Consider the following 15,622-nt stretch of genomic DNA (forward strand, 5'->3'; position numbering starts at 1 on the left):
GTCAGGAACTCTTTGCGAAGTCGTGGGGCTGGATGGTGTAGCCGCGGTCGGCATAGTGCCGCCAGCGCGAGCGGCCGACCTGGCGGTCGTTGGCCTCGTCGCTCACGATGTCGATCATGCGCTCGTAGCGCTCGAAGCCCGCAGGCACGTCGAGGCCGAGGTTCACCAGCATCTCGCGGTGCGGCAGCGAGGCCGCGTCGGCGCCCTCGGCCGACAGCACCACGGCCGACCGCGCCACCACATGCGCCGGTGCGTCGGCGCGGCAATGCGCAACGAAGTCCACCGGCGACAGCTGCCAGAGCGCGGCGTCCACCACGTCGAGCGTTTGCGCATCGCCCACGACCACCACGCGCAGGCCGCGCGCATTCACGGCCTTGCGAACCAGCCGGCAGGCGTAGTTCAGCTTGTCCGGGGCGTTGTAGTGAAAGCCGATCTCGGTCACTTCGCGGTCCGCGCCTTCGGTGTGGCTGGCACCGTGACGGCCTTGGCTGTCTTTGCTGCCTTGGCTGTCTTGACTGCCTTCGGCGCCTTCTCCTTGACCGATGCCTCGGCGGCGCCCGCGCGGGTCGTCAGGTACGACACCAGCAGGCCCACCGGCCGGCCCGTGGAACCCTTGGCCGCCCCGCTCTTCCAGGCCGTGCCCGCGATGTCGAGGTGCGCCCACGCGAACTCGCTGGTGAAGCGCTGCAGGAACTTGGCCGCGGTGATGGCACCGCCGGCGCGCCCGGCGATGTTGGCCACGTCGGCGAAGTTGGTCTTCAGGCCTTCGGCGTAGTCGTCGTCCAGCGGCAGGCGCCAGCAGCGGTCTTGCGAGACCTCGCCGGCCGACTCCAGCGCGGCGGCCAGCGTTTCGTCGCTCGAGAACAGGCCGCTGCGCACGCCGCCCAGGGCCACCACGCAGGCGCCGGTGAGGGTGGCGATGTCGATCACGGCGGCGGGGTCGAAACGCTTCGCATAGGTCAACGCGTCGCACAGGACGAGCCGGCCCTCGGCGTCGGTATTGAGCACCTCGATGGTCTGGCCGCTCATGCTGGTGACCACGTCGCCCGGCTTCACCGCGCGGCCGTCGTTCATGTTCTCGCACGAGGGAATCAGGCCGATCACATTGATGGCGGGCTGGATGTCGCCAAGCGCGCGGAAGGTGCCGAGCACGCTGGCCGCGCCACACATGTCGAACTTCATCTCGTCCATTTCGGCCGCCGGCTTGAGAGAGACGCCGCCGGTGTCGAAGGTGATGCCCTTGCCGACCAGCACCACGGGCGCCTGGTCCTTGGCCGCGCCGTGATAGCGCAGCACGATGAAGCGCAGCGGCTCGGCCGAGCCCTGCGCGACCGCGGCGAACGCGCCCATGCCGAGCTTCTCGACTTCCTTCGGCCCCAGCACTTCGCACTTGATGTTCGCCAACTTGGCCAACCCCTTGGCGGCTTCGGCCAGCAGCGTGGGCGTGGCGTGGTTGGCCGGGCGGTTGCCCCATTCCTTGGCCAGCTCGATGCCCCGCACGGTGGCACGGGCGGTGTCGAAGGCGCCGGTGACGGCGGCGGCATCAGCCACGCCGAGCGTCAGGTTGCGGATGCTGCGCGGCTCGGCCTTCGACTTGGTGGTCGTGTAGACGTAGCTGGCGTCGGCCGAGGCCGTCACGGCGGCCGCCACGGCGGCGGCGTCCGCCGGCTGGGCGAACACCACGACCACCCGCTTGGGTGCCTGGGCCTTGGCGGCGCCGACCGCGGCAATCACGCCACTGCGCACCGAGGCGGGCTTGCCGTCGCCGATGGCGGCGAGCAGCACGCGCGCGGGGACGACGTCTTCCGGACGGTAGAGCGACAGCAGCTTGCCGGCCTTGTCGGGCAGGTCGCCGGCCTTGCGGGCGCTGGCGGCGAGCACGGAAATCGGGTCTTTTCCAGTGAGGGCAGCGCTGCCGACGAGCACGATCAGGACATCGGATTTCTCGGCTGCAGCCTGGGCGACGGTGAGGGTCTTGAGTTGAAAGTCCATAATCCTTTTTTTCCTCGAACGATGTTATTCCATTCTTCCCTACGCAAGGAGCTGTCCCGCAGCTTCGGAGCAACCCTCGTGGTCCTGGTCACCATCGTGATGACCATGATGCTCATCCGCACCCTGGGGCTTGCCTCCAAGGGCAGTGTGAATCCGCAGGAGGTGTTCCTGGTGATGGCCTACACGGTGCTCGGCTACATGCCGACCATCCTGAGCCTGAGCCTGTTCATCGCCATCGTCGGCACCCTGTCGCGCATGTATCGCGACAGCGAGATGGTGATCTGGTTTTCCAGCGGACGCGGCCTCATGGACTTCGTGAAGCCCATGTTCCGCTTCGCCTGGCCGGTGCTCATCCTCATCGCGGTGATGGCGCTGGTGGGCTGGCCCTGGGCCAACTCGCAGACCATCGGCATGCGCCAGCAGTACGAGCAGCGCAGCGACATCGAGCGCGTGTCGCCGGGCGAGTTCCGCGAATCCGCCGGCCGCGTGCGGGTGTTCTTCATCGACAAGGACACGCCGGACAACTCCAAGGCCACCAACGTCTTCATCTGGTCGATCGAGCGCAACCTGCAGATCACCACCTCGGCGCGCAGCGGCAGCATCGAGAACATCGGCGACTCGCGCTACCTGCTGCTCAACAGCGGCCAGCGGCTGGAGCAGCCGATGGCCAACACCGGCCTGAAGATCAGCGAATTCAAGACCTACGGCACCCGCGCCGGCGGCAACAACGGCCTGGTGAACGACGCAACGCCGCCGCGCGCGCGCACCACCGTGTCGCTGCTGGCCGACGCCAGCACCCCGAGCCGCGGTGAGCTGGCCTGGCGCATCGGCATGCTGTTCACCGCCATCAATTTCGTGCTGCTGGCGCTCAACGTCTCCAGCGCCAACCCGCGCGTCGGACGCAGCGGCAACCTGCTGCTGGCGCTGTTTGCCTTCGTCGTCTACTACAACATGCTGAACCTGGGGCAGAGCTGGATCAGCTCGGGCCGCTTCAGCATGGGCGGCTTCATGCTGGCGCTGCACGGCGGCGTGCTGCTGATCAACCTCGCATGGCTGAGCGCGCGCCAGAACAACTGGGGCCGCCGCACGCCGCGCGCACGGCGTGACAGCGCCGCCATCGCGCCCACACCCAAGATCGAACCCACGTGAAAACGATAAGACGCCTGATCTACGTGGAGGTGCTGAAGTCGGTGGCGTTCGTCACGCTCGGCTTCCTGAGCCTCTTCTTCTTCTTCGACTTCGTCGACGAACTGCAGTCCATCGGCAAGCCGGACAGCCTCAACTACGGGGCCATGCAGGCGCTCGTCTACGTGATGCTGCTCATTCCGAGCCACCTGTACGAGCTGCTGCCCATCACCGTGCTGATCGGGTCCATCTTCGTGATGGCGCGGCTCGCGCAGAGCTCCGAATACACCATCCTGCGCACCAGCGGGCTGGGCCCGTGGCGCGCGCTGCGCACGCTGCTGCTGCTGGGCATCGGCTTCGTGGTGCTGACCTTCGCCATCGGCGACTACGTGGCGCCGGCGTCCGAGCGCACCGGCCAGCTGCTCAAGGCCAAGTACCAGGGCACCTACTCGCTGGCCGGCAACACGGGCGCCTGGCTCAAGGAAAAGCGCGGCGACGTGTCGTACGCGGTGAACGTGCTGGCCATCGACCGCAAGGGCGCGCTGAAGAACCCGCGCATCTTCGAGTTCGACGACAACGGCTACATCAGCACCCAGATCACCGCGGCCTCGGCCACCATCGGCAACGACGGGCACTGGATGCTCACCGACGTCGACGAGCAGAAGTACGACACCCGCAGCACGGCCGACCAGGCACACATCGTCACCACCAAGATCCCGCAGCTGAACTGGCCGACCTCGCTGACCGGCGAGATGGTGTCGGTGGCGCTGCTGCGCCCCGACCGCATGGGCACGATCGACCTGTTCGACTACATCCGCCACCTCGACGCCAACGGCCAGACGGCCCAGCGCTACGAGATCGAGTTCTGGCGCAAGGTGTTCTACCCGCTCTCGTGCCTGGTGATGGTGGTGCTCGCCCTGCCCTTCGCCTACCTGCACTTCCGCCAGGCCGGCATCACGACCTACGTGTTCGGCGGCGTGATGATCGGCATCAGCTTCTTCCTGCTGAACAACGTGTTCGGCTACCTCGGCAACCTGAGCAACTGGTCGCCGTGGCTCACGGCGGCGGCGCCGGGAATGATCTATTCGGTGATGTCCCTCACGGCCTTCAGCTGGCTGGTGTTGCGACGATGACGACACCCGCAGGCAGGCAGGCGCTGGGCATCGTGCTGCTGGCGCACGGCTCGCGCGACACGCGCTGGCGCGAACCGATCGAGGCCGTGGCCGCGCGCGTGACCTCGCGTGCGCCCGACGCGCTCGTGACCTGCGCGTACATGGAGCTCGCCGCGCCCGACCTGCACACGGCAACGGCCGCCCTCATCACCGCCGGCGCCACCGCCATCCGCGTGGTGCCGCTGTTCCTGGGCATGGGCAAGCACGCGCGCGAAGACCTCCCGCACCAGATCGAGGCACTGCGCCAGGCGTGGCCGAACACCGAGTTCACGCTCACCCGCATCGTGGGCGAAGAGCCCGAACTGGTCGAGCTGCTGGCCAGGATCGCCATCAAAAACTGAACAATCCCGAACATTCGGGCATTTCGATAGATTCCGAAGGCATAATGAATTCCGCAATAAGACGGAATTTGATATGAATCTGCATCAGTTCAAGTTTGTTCAGGAAGCCGTGCGGCGCAACCTGAACCTCACCGAAGCGGCCAAGGCGCTGCACACCTCGCAGCCTGGCGTCTCCAAGGCCATCATCGAGCTCGAGGAAGAACTGGGCGTCGAGATCTTCGCGCGCCACGGCAAGCGCCTCAAACGGGTCACCGAGCCGGGCCAGCACGTCATCGCCAGCATCGAGCTGATCATGCGCGAGGTGGGCAACCTCAAGCGCATCGGCGAACAGTTCAGCGCGCAGGACAGCGGCACCCTCTCCATCGCCACCACCCACACCCAGGCGCGCTACGTGCTGCCGGTGCCCGTGGCCAACCTGCGCGAGGCCTACCCCAAGGTCAACGTGAGCCTGCACCAGGGCTCGCCCGACCAGGTCGCGCGCATGGTGATCGACGAAATCGCCGAGATCGGCATCGCCACCGAGTCGCTCGACGGCTACGCCGAACTGGTCACGCTGCCCTGCTACGAATGGCAGCACGTGCTGGTGCTGCCCAAGGAGCATCCGCTGGCCGCCAAGGAGCGCATTTCGCTCGAGGACCTGGCCGCCGAACCGATCATCACGTACCACCCCTCGTTCACCGGCCGCACGCGCATCGACCACGCGTTCGCGCAGAAGAAACTCACGCCGCGCATCGCGCTGGAAGCCATCGACTCCGACGTGATCAAGACCTACGTGCGTCTCGGCCTGGGCGTGGGCATCGTGGCCGAGATGGCGGTGCGCGACGAGTCGAACGCCGACCTCGTGGTGCGTCCCATGGGCCATGTGTTCGGCCAGAATATCGCGCGGGTCGCGTTCAAGCGCAGCGCCTATCTGCGCAACTTCGTCTTCAAGTTCGCCGAACTGCTGAGCGACCGCCTCGACCGCAACCTGATCGCCAAGGCCCTGAGCGGCCACCAACAAGACTACGAGCTATGAGCACGGTTCACACCCCACCCACCCCACCCGCCCCACGCACGCCCGACGTCGGCACCAAGCTGCCCTCCGTGGGCACCACCATCTTCACCGTCATGTCGGCGCTGGCCGCCGAGAAGAACGCCGTCAACCTGGGCCAGGGCTTCCCCGATTTCCACTGCGACCCGAAGCTGCTCGAGGACGTCACGGCCGCCATGGCCGCCGGCCACAACCAGTACCCGCCGATGCCCGGCATCCCGGCGCTGCGCGAAGCCATCGCGGGCAAGCTCTCGGCGATGTACGGCCACGGCTACAGCCCGGCCACGGAAATCACCGTCACGGCCGGCGCCACGCAGGCCATCATCACGGCCATCCTGGCCGTGGTGCGCCCGGGCGACGAAGTGATCGTGCTGGAGCCCTGCTACGACAGCTACGTGCCCAACATCGAGCTGGCCGGCGGCAGCGTGGTGCGCGTGCCGCTGGTGCCCGGCACCTTCCGCCCCGACTTCGACAAGATCGCCGCCGCGCTCACGCCGCGCACGCGCGCGATCATCATCAACACGCCGCACAACCCGAGCGCCACGGTCTGGACCGCCGCCGAGATGCGCCAGCTCGAAGACCTGCTCGCGCCGACCGACGTGTTCGTCATCAGCGACGAGGTCTACGAGCACATGGTGTTCGACAGCGCCCGCCACGAAAGCGTGGCGCGCTTCCCGGGCCTGGCCGCGCGCAGCTTCATCGTGAGCAGCTTCGGCAAGACCTACCACGTCACCGGCTGGAAGGTCGGCTACGTGGCCGCGCCGGCCCCGCTGATGGCCGAGTTCCGCAAGGTGCACCAGTTCAACGTGTTCACCGTGAACACGCCCATGCAGCACGCGCTCGCGCAGTACATGGCCGAGCCCAGGCCATACCTGGAACTGCCGGCGTTCTACCAGCGCAAGCGCGACCTGTTCGCCGCGGGCCTGGCCGAGAAGACGCGCTTCAGGCTGCTGCGCAGCGAAGGCAGCTACTTCCAGTGCGTCGACATCTCGGCGGTCAGCGACCTGTCGGAGGCCGACTTCTGCCTGTGGCTCACCAGCGAGATCGGCGTGGCCGCCATTCCGCTGTCGGCCTTCTACGGCAACGGTTTCGACCAGCGCGTGGTGCGCTTCTGCTTCGCCAAGAAGGACGAGACCCTGCTCGCGGCGCTGGAGCGGCTGGCACGCCTCTGAGGCGGCCACTGACGGCGCCCCGCCTGGGCGCCGACACCCACGGTAGGACGAAAGATGACCGCCGAAGGGGCGACTCTCCGGCGATCCGCGCGACGTGGCGGGAGGAGCATCAAAGCTCATCACAACAACCGCCCTGGAGAAAACATGTCGCTCTCGTTCATTCTGCTGATCGTCCTGATCCTGATACTGATCGGCGCGCTGCCGAGCTGGGGCTACAGCCGGTCCTGGGGCTACGGGCCCAGCGGCGGCGTCGGCCTCATCGTGGTGATCATCGTGATCCTCGTGCTCATGGGACGCATATAGGCTCTGGTGCCGGCTTGGCCGGCACATAAGGAAAAGCCCGCGCGAGCGGGCTTTTTCACGTCTGCAGCTGCCGCGCCGTTCAGGCCTGCAGCTGCGCCCAGGCCTTGTCCAGCCGCTTCACGCTCACCGGCTGCGGCGTGCGCAGCTCCTGCGCGAAGAAGCTCACGCGCAGTTCCTCGAGCAGCCAGCGGAATTCCAGCATGCGGTCGTCCACCACGCCCTTGCGCTCGGCCACCAGGCGCCAGTAGCGCTGGTCCTGCGGCTTCAGTTCGGCCAGTTTGGCGGCGTCGCGCGCGGGGTCGGCGCGCAGCTTGTCCAGGCGCAGCACGATCGCCTTCAGGTAGCGCGCAAAGTGCTGCAGCTGCGTCCACGGCGCATCGGCGATGAAGCGCTTGCCGACCAGGCGCTGCAGCTGCTGCGCGGCGTCCTGCACGGCCTCGGGCTGGATCTTGGTGTCCTTGATCTTGCGCGCCGCGGCGGCGTACTCCACCAAGATGGTCGAGGCGAGCCGCGCCACCTCGTTGGCGATCAGCGTGAGGCGCCCTCGCCCCTCCTCCAGCCGCTTCTTGAACGCGAACTCGTCGGTCGGCAGCGGCTCCTGCAGAAAGGCCCGGTCGATCGCCACGTCGATGATCTGCGTGCGCAGCTCTTCGGAGGTGCCCAGCGGCATGTAGGCCACCGACATCTTCTGCAGGTCGGGGACGTTCTTCTCGAGGTACTTCAGCGCGTCCTTCAGCTGCAGCGCGAACAGGCGGCGCAGGCCCGCGCGGTGCTTGGCGGCGGCCACGGCGGGCTCATCGAACACCTCGATGGTCACGGCGTCGCCTTCGTCGCGCAGCGCCGGGAAGCCGATGAGCGACTGCGCGCCGCGGCGCACTTCCATCAGCTCAGGCAGTTCGCCGAAGGTCCAGGCGGTGTAGCGCTGGCCGGCGGGCAATGCGGCGGGCGCGGGCGCGTTGGCGGCCGCCTTCGCGGGCGCCTTCGAGCCATCGTCGGTGGCCGCGGCCTTTTTCTCCGGCGACGCTTTCACATTCAGCCCCGCCAATGCCTGGAACGCCCCTCGCGCCTGCGCGCCCAGCTCGGCCTTCAGCGCACCCAGGTTGCGCCCCATGCCCAGTTGCCGGCCGTGCTCGTCGATCACGCGCAGGTTCATGAACAGGTGCGGCGGCAGCATGTCGAGCTTGAAGTCGGCGCGCTTCACGTCGATGCTGGTCATGTCGCGCACGCGCTTGAGCAGCACGTCGGTCAGCGAACCCGCGCCGAACGCCTCGGGCGCCGACAGTTCTTCCGCCAGCTTCGACGCCGACTCGGGCAGCGGCACCAGCCGCGAGCGCGGGCGCTGCGGCAGGCTCTTGAGCAGCGCCTGGATCTTGTCCTTGAGCATGCCCGTCACCAGCCATTCGCAGCGCTCCTCGCTCACCTGGTTCAGCACGAACAGCGGCACGCTGACCGTGAGGCCGTCCTTCGCGTCGCCGGGTTCGTGCAGGTAGGTGGCCGCGCAGTCCACGCCACCCAGGCGCATCGTGGCCGGGAACGACTGCGTCGTGATGCCCGCGGCCTGGTGGCGCATGAGTTCGTCGCGTGTCAGGAACAGCAGGCGCGGCTGGTCCCTGGAGGCGGGGCGGTACCAGCTCTCGAAACTGATGCCGCTGGCCACGTCGGCGGGCAGTTGCGCGTCGTAGAAGGCGAAGATCAGCTCGTCGTCGACCAGCACATCCTGCCGGCGCGACTTGTGCTCCAGCCCCTCGACCTCGCGCACCAGCTTGCGGTTGGCCTGCAGGAACGCGAACTTCGTTTCCCACTGGCCGGCAACCAGCGCCTCGCGGATGAAGATCTCGCGCGCAGCGACCGGGTCGACCTTGGTGAAGTCGACGCGCCGCCCGCTGTACACCACCAACCCGTAGAGCGTGGCGCGCTCCAGCGCCGACACCTGCGCGCCCTTCTTCTCCCAGTGCGGGTCGAGCAGCTGCTTCTTCAGCAAGTGTCCCGCCACCTGCTCGAGCCACTGCGGCTCGATGTTGGCCACGCCGCGCCCGAAGAGCCGCGTGGTCTCGACCAGCTCGGCCGCGACGATCCAGCGCCCCGGTTTCTTCTTCAGGTGCGCGCCGGGGTGCTTGTAGAACTTGATGCCACGCGCGCCAAGGTAGGCCTCGTCGTCCTCCAGCTTCCAGCCGATGTTGCCGAGCAGGCCCGAGAGCATCGACAGGTGCAGCGGCTCGTAGCCCGCGGGCTCACCGTTGATGCGCCACTTGTGCTCGGTGACGACCGTGAGCAGCTGCGAGTGGATGTCGCGCCATTCGCGCACGCGGCGGATGTTGATGAAGTTCTGCCGCAGCAGCTGCTCGTACTGGCGGTTGCTGAGCTTGTGCGTGTCGCCGTGGCCACCGCGCGCGTCGGCAATCCATTTCCACAGCCGCAGGTAGCCGCTGAACTCGCTCTTCTCGTCGTCGAACTTCGAATGCGCCTGGTCGGCCTGCTGCTGCGCTTCCATCGGGCGGTCGCGCACGTCCTGCACGCTCAGCGCCGACGCGATGATCAGCACCTCTTCGAGCGCGCCGCGGGCGCGGGCTTCGAGGATCATTCGGCCGACGCGCGGGTCGAGCGGCAGCCGCGACAACTCGGCGCCCGTTTGCGTGAGTTCGTTGGCGTCGTCGACCGCGCCCAGCTCGTTGAGCAACTGGTAGCCGTCGGCAATCGCACGCGGCGACGGTGCTTCCAGGAACGGAAAGCGCGCCACGTCGCCCAGGCGCAGCGACTTCATCCGCAGGATCACGCCGGCCAGCGACGAACGCAGGATTTCCGGGTCGGTGAAGCGCGGACGGCCGTCGAAATCCTTCTCGTCGTAAAGGCGGATGCAGATGCCGTTCGCCACGCGGCCGCATCGGCCGGCGCGCTGGTTGGCCGCCGCCTGGCTGATCGGCTCGACCAGCAGCTGCTCGACCTTGCTGCGGAAGCTGTAGCGCTTCACGCGCGCCGTGCCGGTGTCGATCACGTAGCGGATGCCCGGCACCGTGAGCGAGGTCTCGGCTACGTTGGTGGCCAGCACGATGCGCCGGCCGTTGTGGCTTTCGAAGATGCGGTCCTGTTCGGGGCCCGACAGCCGCGCGAACAGCGGCAGCACCTCGGCGCTGCGAAACAGCGGCTGGTGGCTGACGTGGCGGCGCAGGTGGTCGGCGGCTTCGCGGATCTCACGCTCGCCGGGCAGGAAGATCAGGATGTCGCCCGCGTTGTGCGGGTCGCGCCAGAGCTCGTCGACCGCGTCGGCAATGGCGTCGTTCAGGTCGTGCTCGCGCGACTCTTCGAACGGCCGGTAGCGCTGCTCCACCGGAAAGGTGCGCCCCGACACCATGATGGTCGGCGCCGGCCCCTTGGCCGAGGCGAAGTGCTGCGCGAAGCGGTCGGCGTCGATGGTGGCCGAGGTGACGATCACCTTCAGGTCGGGCCGGCGCGGCAGGATCTCGCGCAGGTAGCCCAGCAGGAAGTCGATGTTCAGCGAGCGCTCGTGCGCCTCGTCGATGATCAGCGTGTCGTAGGCCTTCAGCAGCGGGTCGGTCTGCGTCTCGGCCAGCAGGATGCCGTCGGTCATGAGCTTGACCGAGGCGTCGCGGCTCAGCCGGTCCTGGAAACGCACCTTGAAGCCGACCACGTCGCCCAGCGGCGTCTTCAGCTCTTCGGCGATGCGCTTGGCCACCGAGCTTGCGGCAATGCGCCGCGGCTGCGTGTGGCCGATCAGGCGGCCCTTGCCGGGCTCGGCGTTGAGCTTGCCGCGGCCCAGCGCAAGCGCGATCTTCGGCAGCTGCGTGGTCTTGCCCGAGCCCGTTTCACCGCAGACGATCACCACCTGGTGCGCCGAGATGGCGTCCATGATTTCGTCGCGCCTGGCGGAGACAGGGAGCGATTCGGGAAACTCGATTCGAAGGGGTGCGGAGGGGGTCGTGGTCGTCAAGGGAAGGCAGTCGTCAAGCTGTCGCGGCGGGCGAGCCGTCGATTATCGGTGCGCGGGATGCCTGTTGCACGGCTTCCACAGTGCGTCGGCCAGGCTACGGCCCATGGCGTAAATATTCTTTACTCGAATGTTAACCGCCGCTACGATCGCGTCCATGTCTCATCGCCTTGCTCCCACCCCTTTGCGCCGCCGCTGCGCAAGCCACGCGCTCGCCGCGCATGGCCGGGTCAAGCTGCCTCGACCAGCCTAGCCGGCCTGCCCGGCCTGACACGCCCGACCCGCCTGCCCCGCCTGCCCCGCCTGGTGCGTGTCCCGCGCGCTTCAAGCACGCAAGCGCCCCGACAACGCCCCCACGCGCCGTTCGCCGGCTCCTTCGCTGGAAGGAGCACGCCGTTGCGTACCCGTTCGATCGAGAAGAAACACCATGGCCAAAGACATCCAATCCCATTCCAGTTCCAGTTCCCGCACATGCCTGCACGCCGCGCTGTCCGAGCGCACGCGCCACCTGCAGGCCGCCGCCGAGGCCCTGAAGGCCGAGCTCTTCGGCATCGACGACATCATCGACCGCGTGATCGATTCGCTGCGCGCCTGGTATGTGCTGCCGCAGCTCATCAGCCGCCCCGTCATCGTCTGCCTCTGGGGCTTGACCGGCACCGGCAAGACGCAACTGGTGCGCCGCCTTGCGCAGCACCTGGGCTTCTACGACCGCTTCATCGAGGTGCAGATGGACGGCTTCAGCCACGGCTCGGGCTACAGCAGCCGCGGCGCCATCTCGGCCATGCTGGCCGAATCGGGCATCGCCGAAGGCACGCCCGGCATCCTGGTGCTCGACGAGTTCCAGCGCTTTCGCACCGTCGACGACAAGGGCCACGACGCCAAGGTAGAGCGCTACCAGGACGTGTGGGCGCTGCTGTCAGATGGCCGCCTGCCGCCCGCGCTGTCGCTGCTGGGCGAAATCGAGTCCTCGCTTGCGGAAGCCGAGTACGAGCAGGACCGCGACGGCGCCGCCGGCAAGAAGAAGGCCCACAGGAAGCGCAAGCTGCACCTGTCGCCGTGGGAGGCGCAGGAGGTCAAGCGCTGCCTGAAGCTGTCGGAAACGCTGCTGCAGATCATGGCGTGGAAGCCCACCGAGGTGCAGGCGCGCCTGCGTGCCTTTCGCGATGCGCAGCAGAGCTGGGAGACCGACTACAGCAAGCTGCTGGTGTTCGTCTCGGGCAACCTCGACGAGATGTACGCCGAGACGGCGCGCCGCGTCGAAGACTGCGACACCGACGCCGACATCTTCCATGCGCTGACCAGGAAGCTCTCGATCATCGACGTGAAGAAGGCGCTGGCCGAGCGCTTTCGCCCCGAGCAGATCGCGCGGCTGGGCAACAACCACGTGATCTACCCCTCGTTCAACCGCGCGACCTATGTGCGGCTCATCCTGTCGATCTGCGACGGCTACGTGAGCGAGATCCAGGACAGCTCGGGCGTGCGCTTCGTGCTCGACGCGAGCGTGTACGAGCAGATCTACGCCAACGCCGTGTTCCCGGCGCAGGGCACGCGCCCGCTGTTCTCGTCGATCCACGCGATCCTGAGCGCGACGCTGGTCAACGCCGCGGTGTGGGCGCTGGCACAAGCCAGCGATGGCAAGAAGGTCAACAACGACAGCGAACCCGTGTGGCTCACGCTGGAGGCGGACATGTCGTGCATCACCGCGAAGTACCACGAGGCGCGACGACGGTTCCCGGTGGCGCTGGAGCTCAACCGCCTCAAGCAGCGCTCGAACGAGGACTTCCGCGCCCTGCTCGCGGTGCACGAGGCCGGCCACGGCGTGGCCTACGGCCTGCTGTTCGATCGCGCGCCGCAGGAAATCAAGATCAACGTGGCCTCGTTCGAAGGCGGCTACAACAGCTACGAGCAGCGCAAGGCGTGGTCGAAGCAGAACCTGCGCGACTGCATCTGCGTGAGCCTCGCGGGCCGCGCGGCCGAGCAACTGGTGTTCGGCGACCAAGCCTGCACCGCCGGCGCCACGCAGGACTTCCTGCAGGCCACGGCCCATGCGGCGCAGTACGTGCGCCACCACGCCTTCGGCACGCGCCTGAGCCGCACCGACGTCGCGAACGACCCGCAGGACAACGTCAACACCGACGTCGAAGCGACCAACGCCGAGATCGAGGCACTGCTGGTGCACGAGCATGCGCGCGCCCTGGCGCTGCTGCAGGCGCACGTGCCGGCGCTGATGGCGGTGGTCGACGCGCTGATGCGCGAAGGCTCGATCGCGCCGGCCCGGCTGGCCGCGATGCTCGGGCTGCCGGAACCGTTGGCCAATGCCGTCCCTTCAGGCGGCGCGACGGGTCCGGCAACCGACGCCTACGCGGCGCTGCTGGGCACCTTCCGCGCGCGTCACGCCGAGCCCTCGGCGCCTCCGTTCGCCAAGGGCGACGGGGCCTCTTTTCCCGCCAGCGCAGCGCGCGTGTTGCGCGCAATCGCTTGAATCGCCCGAGTCAGGCAAATGACGTCTCATGAATGCACAATCACGCCCCATGTCCACCGTCTTCAATTTCACCTTCGTGCCGTGGTTCCGCTCGGTCGCGCCCTACATCCACACGCACCGCGGTAAGACTTTCGTGGTCGGGCTCGCGGGCGAGGCGATCGCTGCGGGCAAGCTGCAGAACATCGCGCAGGACCTGGCGCTGATCCAGAGCATGGGCGTGAAGATCGTGCTGGTGCACGGCTTCCGTCCGCAGGTCAACGAGCAGCTCGCGGCCAAGGGCCACGAAGCGAAGTACTCGCACGGCATCCGCATCACCGACGAGGTGGCGCTCGACTCCGCGCAGGAAGCCGCCGGCCAGCTGCGCTACGAGATCGAGGCCGCCTTCAGCCAGGGCCTGCCGAACACGCCCATGGCCGGTTCCACGGTGCGCGTGATCTCGGGCAACTTCATCACCGCGCGCCCCGTGGGCGTGGTCGACGGGGTGGACTTCAAGCATTCGGGCCTGGTGCGCAAGGTCGACTCGTCGGGCATCCGCCGCACGCTCGATTTCGGCGCCATGGTGCTGATGTCGCCCTTCGGTTTTTCGCCCACCGGCGAAGCCTTCAACCTGACGATGGAAGAAGTGGCGACCAGCGTGGCCATTTCCATCCAGGCCGACAAGCTGATCTTCCTGACCGAGATCCCGGGCATCCGCATGGACAGCGAACTGCCCGAGAGCGAGGACAACCCGATCGACACCGAGCTGCCGCTGGACGCCGCCGAGAAGCTGCTCGCCTCGCTGCCGCCCGCCCAGAAGCCGACGGACACGGCCTTCTACCTGCAGCACTGCGTGAAGGCCTGCAAGGCCGGCGTGGAGCGCAACCACATCCTGCCGTTCGCGCTCGACGGCTCGCTGCTGCTGGAGGTGTACGTGCACGACGGCGTGGGCACCATGGTGATCGACGAGAAGCTCGAGAGCCTGCGCGAAGCCTCGGTGGACGACATCGGCGGCATCCTGCAGCTGATCGAGCCCTTCGAGCGCGACGGCACGCTGGTCAAGCGCGACCGCACCGAGATCGAACGCGACGTGGGCCACTACACGGTGATCGAGCACGACGGCGTGATCTTCGGCTGCGCCGCGCTCTACCCCTACCCCGAGGCGCGCACCGCCGAGATGGCCGCGCTCACGGTGTCGCCGCAATCGCAGTCGCAGGGCGACGGCGAACGCATCCTCAAGCGCATCGAGCACCGCGCCAAGGCCATGGGCTTCGACAGCATCTTCGTGCTCACCACGCGCACCATGCACTGGTTCCTCAAGCGCGGCTTCCAGCAGGTCAACCCCGACTGGCTGCCCGAGGCGCGCAAGCGCAAGTACAACTGGGACCGCAAGAGCCAGGTGCTGGTCAAGAAGATCTGACGACAGAGGAGAACCCACGATGACGCTCGCCACCGCCCTGCTCTTCGCCATCGTGGCCTTCGCCGCCATCGCCACGCCCGGCCCCACGGTGCTGCTGGCGCTGAGCAACGGTTCGCGCCACGGCGTGCGCCGCGCGCTGCCGGGCATGCTCGGCGCGGTGCTGTCGGACTTCGTGCTGGTCGGCGCGGTGGCGCTGGGCCTGGGCGCGCTGCTGGCGGCGTCGGAGTTCTGGTTCTCGATGCTGAAATGGGTCGGCGCGGCTTACCTGGCGTGGCTGGGCCTGCGCATGCTGCGCTCCAGGGGCGGCCTGCAGCTGCCGGCGGCCGATGCGGCACCGTCGGTCTCGGCGCATGAGAGCCGGCGCATCTTCTTCAAGTCTTTCCTCGTGGCGGTGACCAACCCCAAGGGCTACATCTTCTGCTCGGCGCTGCTGCCGCAGTTCATCGACCCGTCGGCCGCGCAGGCGCCGCAGTACCTCGTGATCGCGCTGATCTTCGCGGGCCTGGACATGACGGTGATGCTGGCCTATGCCTTCGTCGGCGCCCGCGCGATCCGCCTGCTCACCGTGTCGGCCACGCGCTGGATCGACCGCGCCTGCGGCGGCATGCTGCTGGCGCTGGCCGGCTCGCTGGCGTTCTACCGCCGCAGCGCGGCCTGAGCTGCGCG

The 15,622-nt window shown here is 67.8% G+C and carries 12 protein-coding genes; 9 read left to right on the forward strand and 3 right to left on the reverse strand.

Annotated features, from left to right (window positions below; translation table 11 throughout):
• Position 1: 1 nt before the first annotated feature.
• Positions 2-442 carry a DNA polymerase III subunit chi gene (locus BM013_RS02305; protein WP_093122278.1) on the reverse strand — a complete coding sequence of 147 codons (441 nt, stop codon included), beginning with the start codon at positions 440-442 and terminating at the stop codon, positions 2-4.
• Entirely contained in the window at positions 439-1,992 is a 1,554-nt protein-coding gene (locus BM013_RS02310) for a leucyl aminopeptidase (protein WP_093122280.1), read from the reverse strand. Before BM013_RS02310 ends, BM013_RS02305 begins: the two co-directional genes overlap by 4 nt.
• Positions 1,993-2,013: 21 nt before the next feature.
• On the opposite strand from BM013_RS02310, the gene lptF reads away from it, so the two are divergent.
• The 6 genes from lptF (at position 2,014) to BM013_RS02340 (ending at position 7,135) form a co-directional block, all read left to right on the forward strand.
• The gene (lptF, locus tag BM013_RS02315) at positions 2,014-3,141 is read left to right on the forward strand and encodes an LPS export ABC transporter permease LptF (protein ID WP_093122283.1); all 1,128 of its coding nucleotides are present in this window, start codon (positions 2,014-2,016) and stop codon (positions 3,139-3,141) included.
• Complete coding sequence (gene lptG / locus BM013_RS02320) at positions 3,138-4,250, forward strand: LPS export ABC transporter permease LptG (protein WP_093122285.1); 1,113 nt, start codon at positions 3,138-3,140, stop codon at positions 4,248-4,250. Before lptF ends, lptG begins: the two co-directional genes overlap by 4 nt.
• A complete protein-coding gene (locus BM013_RS02325; RefSeq protein WP_093122288.1) occupies positions 4,247-4,630 on the forward strand; it encodes a sirohydrochlorin chelatase in 384 nt (127 codons plus the stop codon). Before lptG ends, BM013_RS02325 begins: the two co-directional genes overlap by 4 nt.
• A 73-nt stretch (positions 4,631-4,703) precedes the next feature.
• Positions 4,704-5,645, forward strand: a complete 942-nt coding sequence (locus BM013_RS02330) for a CysB family HTH-type transcriptional regulator (RefSeq protein ID WP_093122290.1) — start codon at positions 4,704-4,706, stop codon at positions 5,643-5,645.
• Positions 5,642-6,832 (forward strand): pyridoxal phosphate-dependent aminotransferase, encoded by a 1,191-nt coding sequence (locus tag BM013_RS02335; RefSeq protein WP_093122293.1) that lies wholly within the window; start codon positions 5,642-5,644, stop codon positions 6,830-6,832. The genes BM013_RS02330 and BM013_RS02335 overlap by 4 nt, the downstream gene beginning before the upstream one ends.
• Positions 6,833-6,976: 144 nt before the next feature.
• Positions 6,977-7,135, forward strand: coding sequence for a DUF3309 family protein (locus BM013_RS02340; RefSeq protein WP_093122295.1), 159 nt, complete (start codon positions 6,977-6,979; stop codon positions 7,133-7,135).
• A gap of 79 nt (positions 7,136-7,214) precedes the next feature.
• Here BM013_RS02340 and hrpA read toward each other — a convergent pair whose 3' ends face one another.
• Positions 7,215-11,000 carry an ATP-dependent RNA helicase HrpA gene (gene hrpA / locus BM013_RS02345; RefSeq protein ID WP_256221357.1) on the reverse strand — a complete coding sequence of 1,262 codons (3,786 nt, stop codon included), beginning with the start codon at positions 10,998-11,000 and terminating at the stop codon, positions 7,215-7,217.
• A 505-nt stretch (positions 11,001-11,505) separates the two neighbouring features.
• Here hrpA and BM013_RS02350 point away from each other — a divergent pair.
• Genes BM013_RS02350 through BM013_RS02360 form a run of 3 tightly spaced genes read left to right on the forward strand, consistent with a single transcriptional unit; the run spans position 11,506 to position 15,614 of the window.
• Positions 11,506-13,560, forward strand: coding sequence for an AAA family ATPase (locus BM013_RS02350; RefSeq protein ID WP_093122300.1), 2,055 nt, complete (start codon positions 11,506-11,508; stop codon positions 13,558-13,560).
• A 49-nt stretch (positions 13,561-13,609) separates the two neighbouring features.
• A complete protein-coding gene (argA, locus tag BM013_RS02355; RefSeq protein ID WP_093122303.1) occupies positions 13,610-14,956 on the forward strand; it encodes an amino-acid N-acetyltransferase in 1,347 nt (448 codons plus the stop codon).
• A gap of 19 nt (positions 14,957-14,975) precedes the next feature.
• Positions 14,976-15,614: a LysE family translocator gene (locus tag BM013_RS02360; RefSeq protein ID WP_093122306.1), complete on the forward strand. Its 639-nt coding sequence runs from the start codon at positions 14,976-14,978 to the stop codon at positions 15,612-15,614.
• The last annotated feature ends 8 nt before the right edge of the window (positions 15,615-15,622 follow it).

Origin of the sequence: Variovorax sp. OK605, assembly GCF_900115445.1 — a bacterium.
Lineage (GTDB): Bacteria > Pseudomonadota > Gammaproteobacteria > Burkholderiales > Burkholderiaceae_C > Variovorax.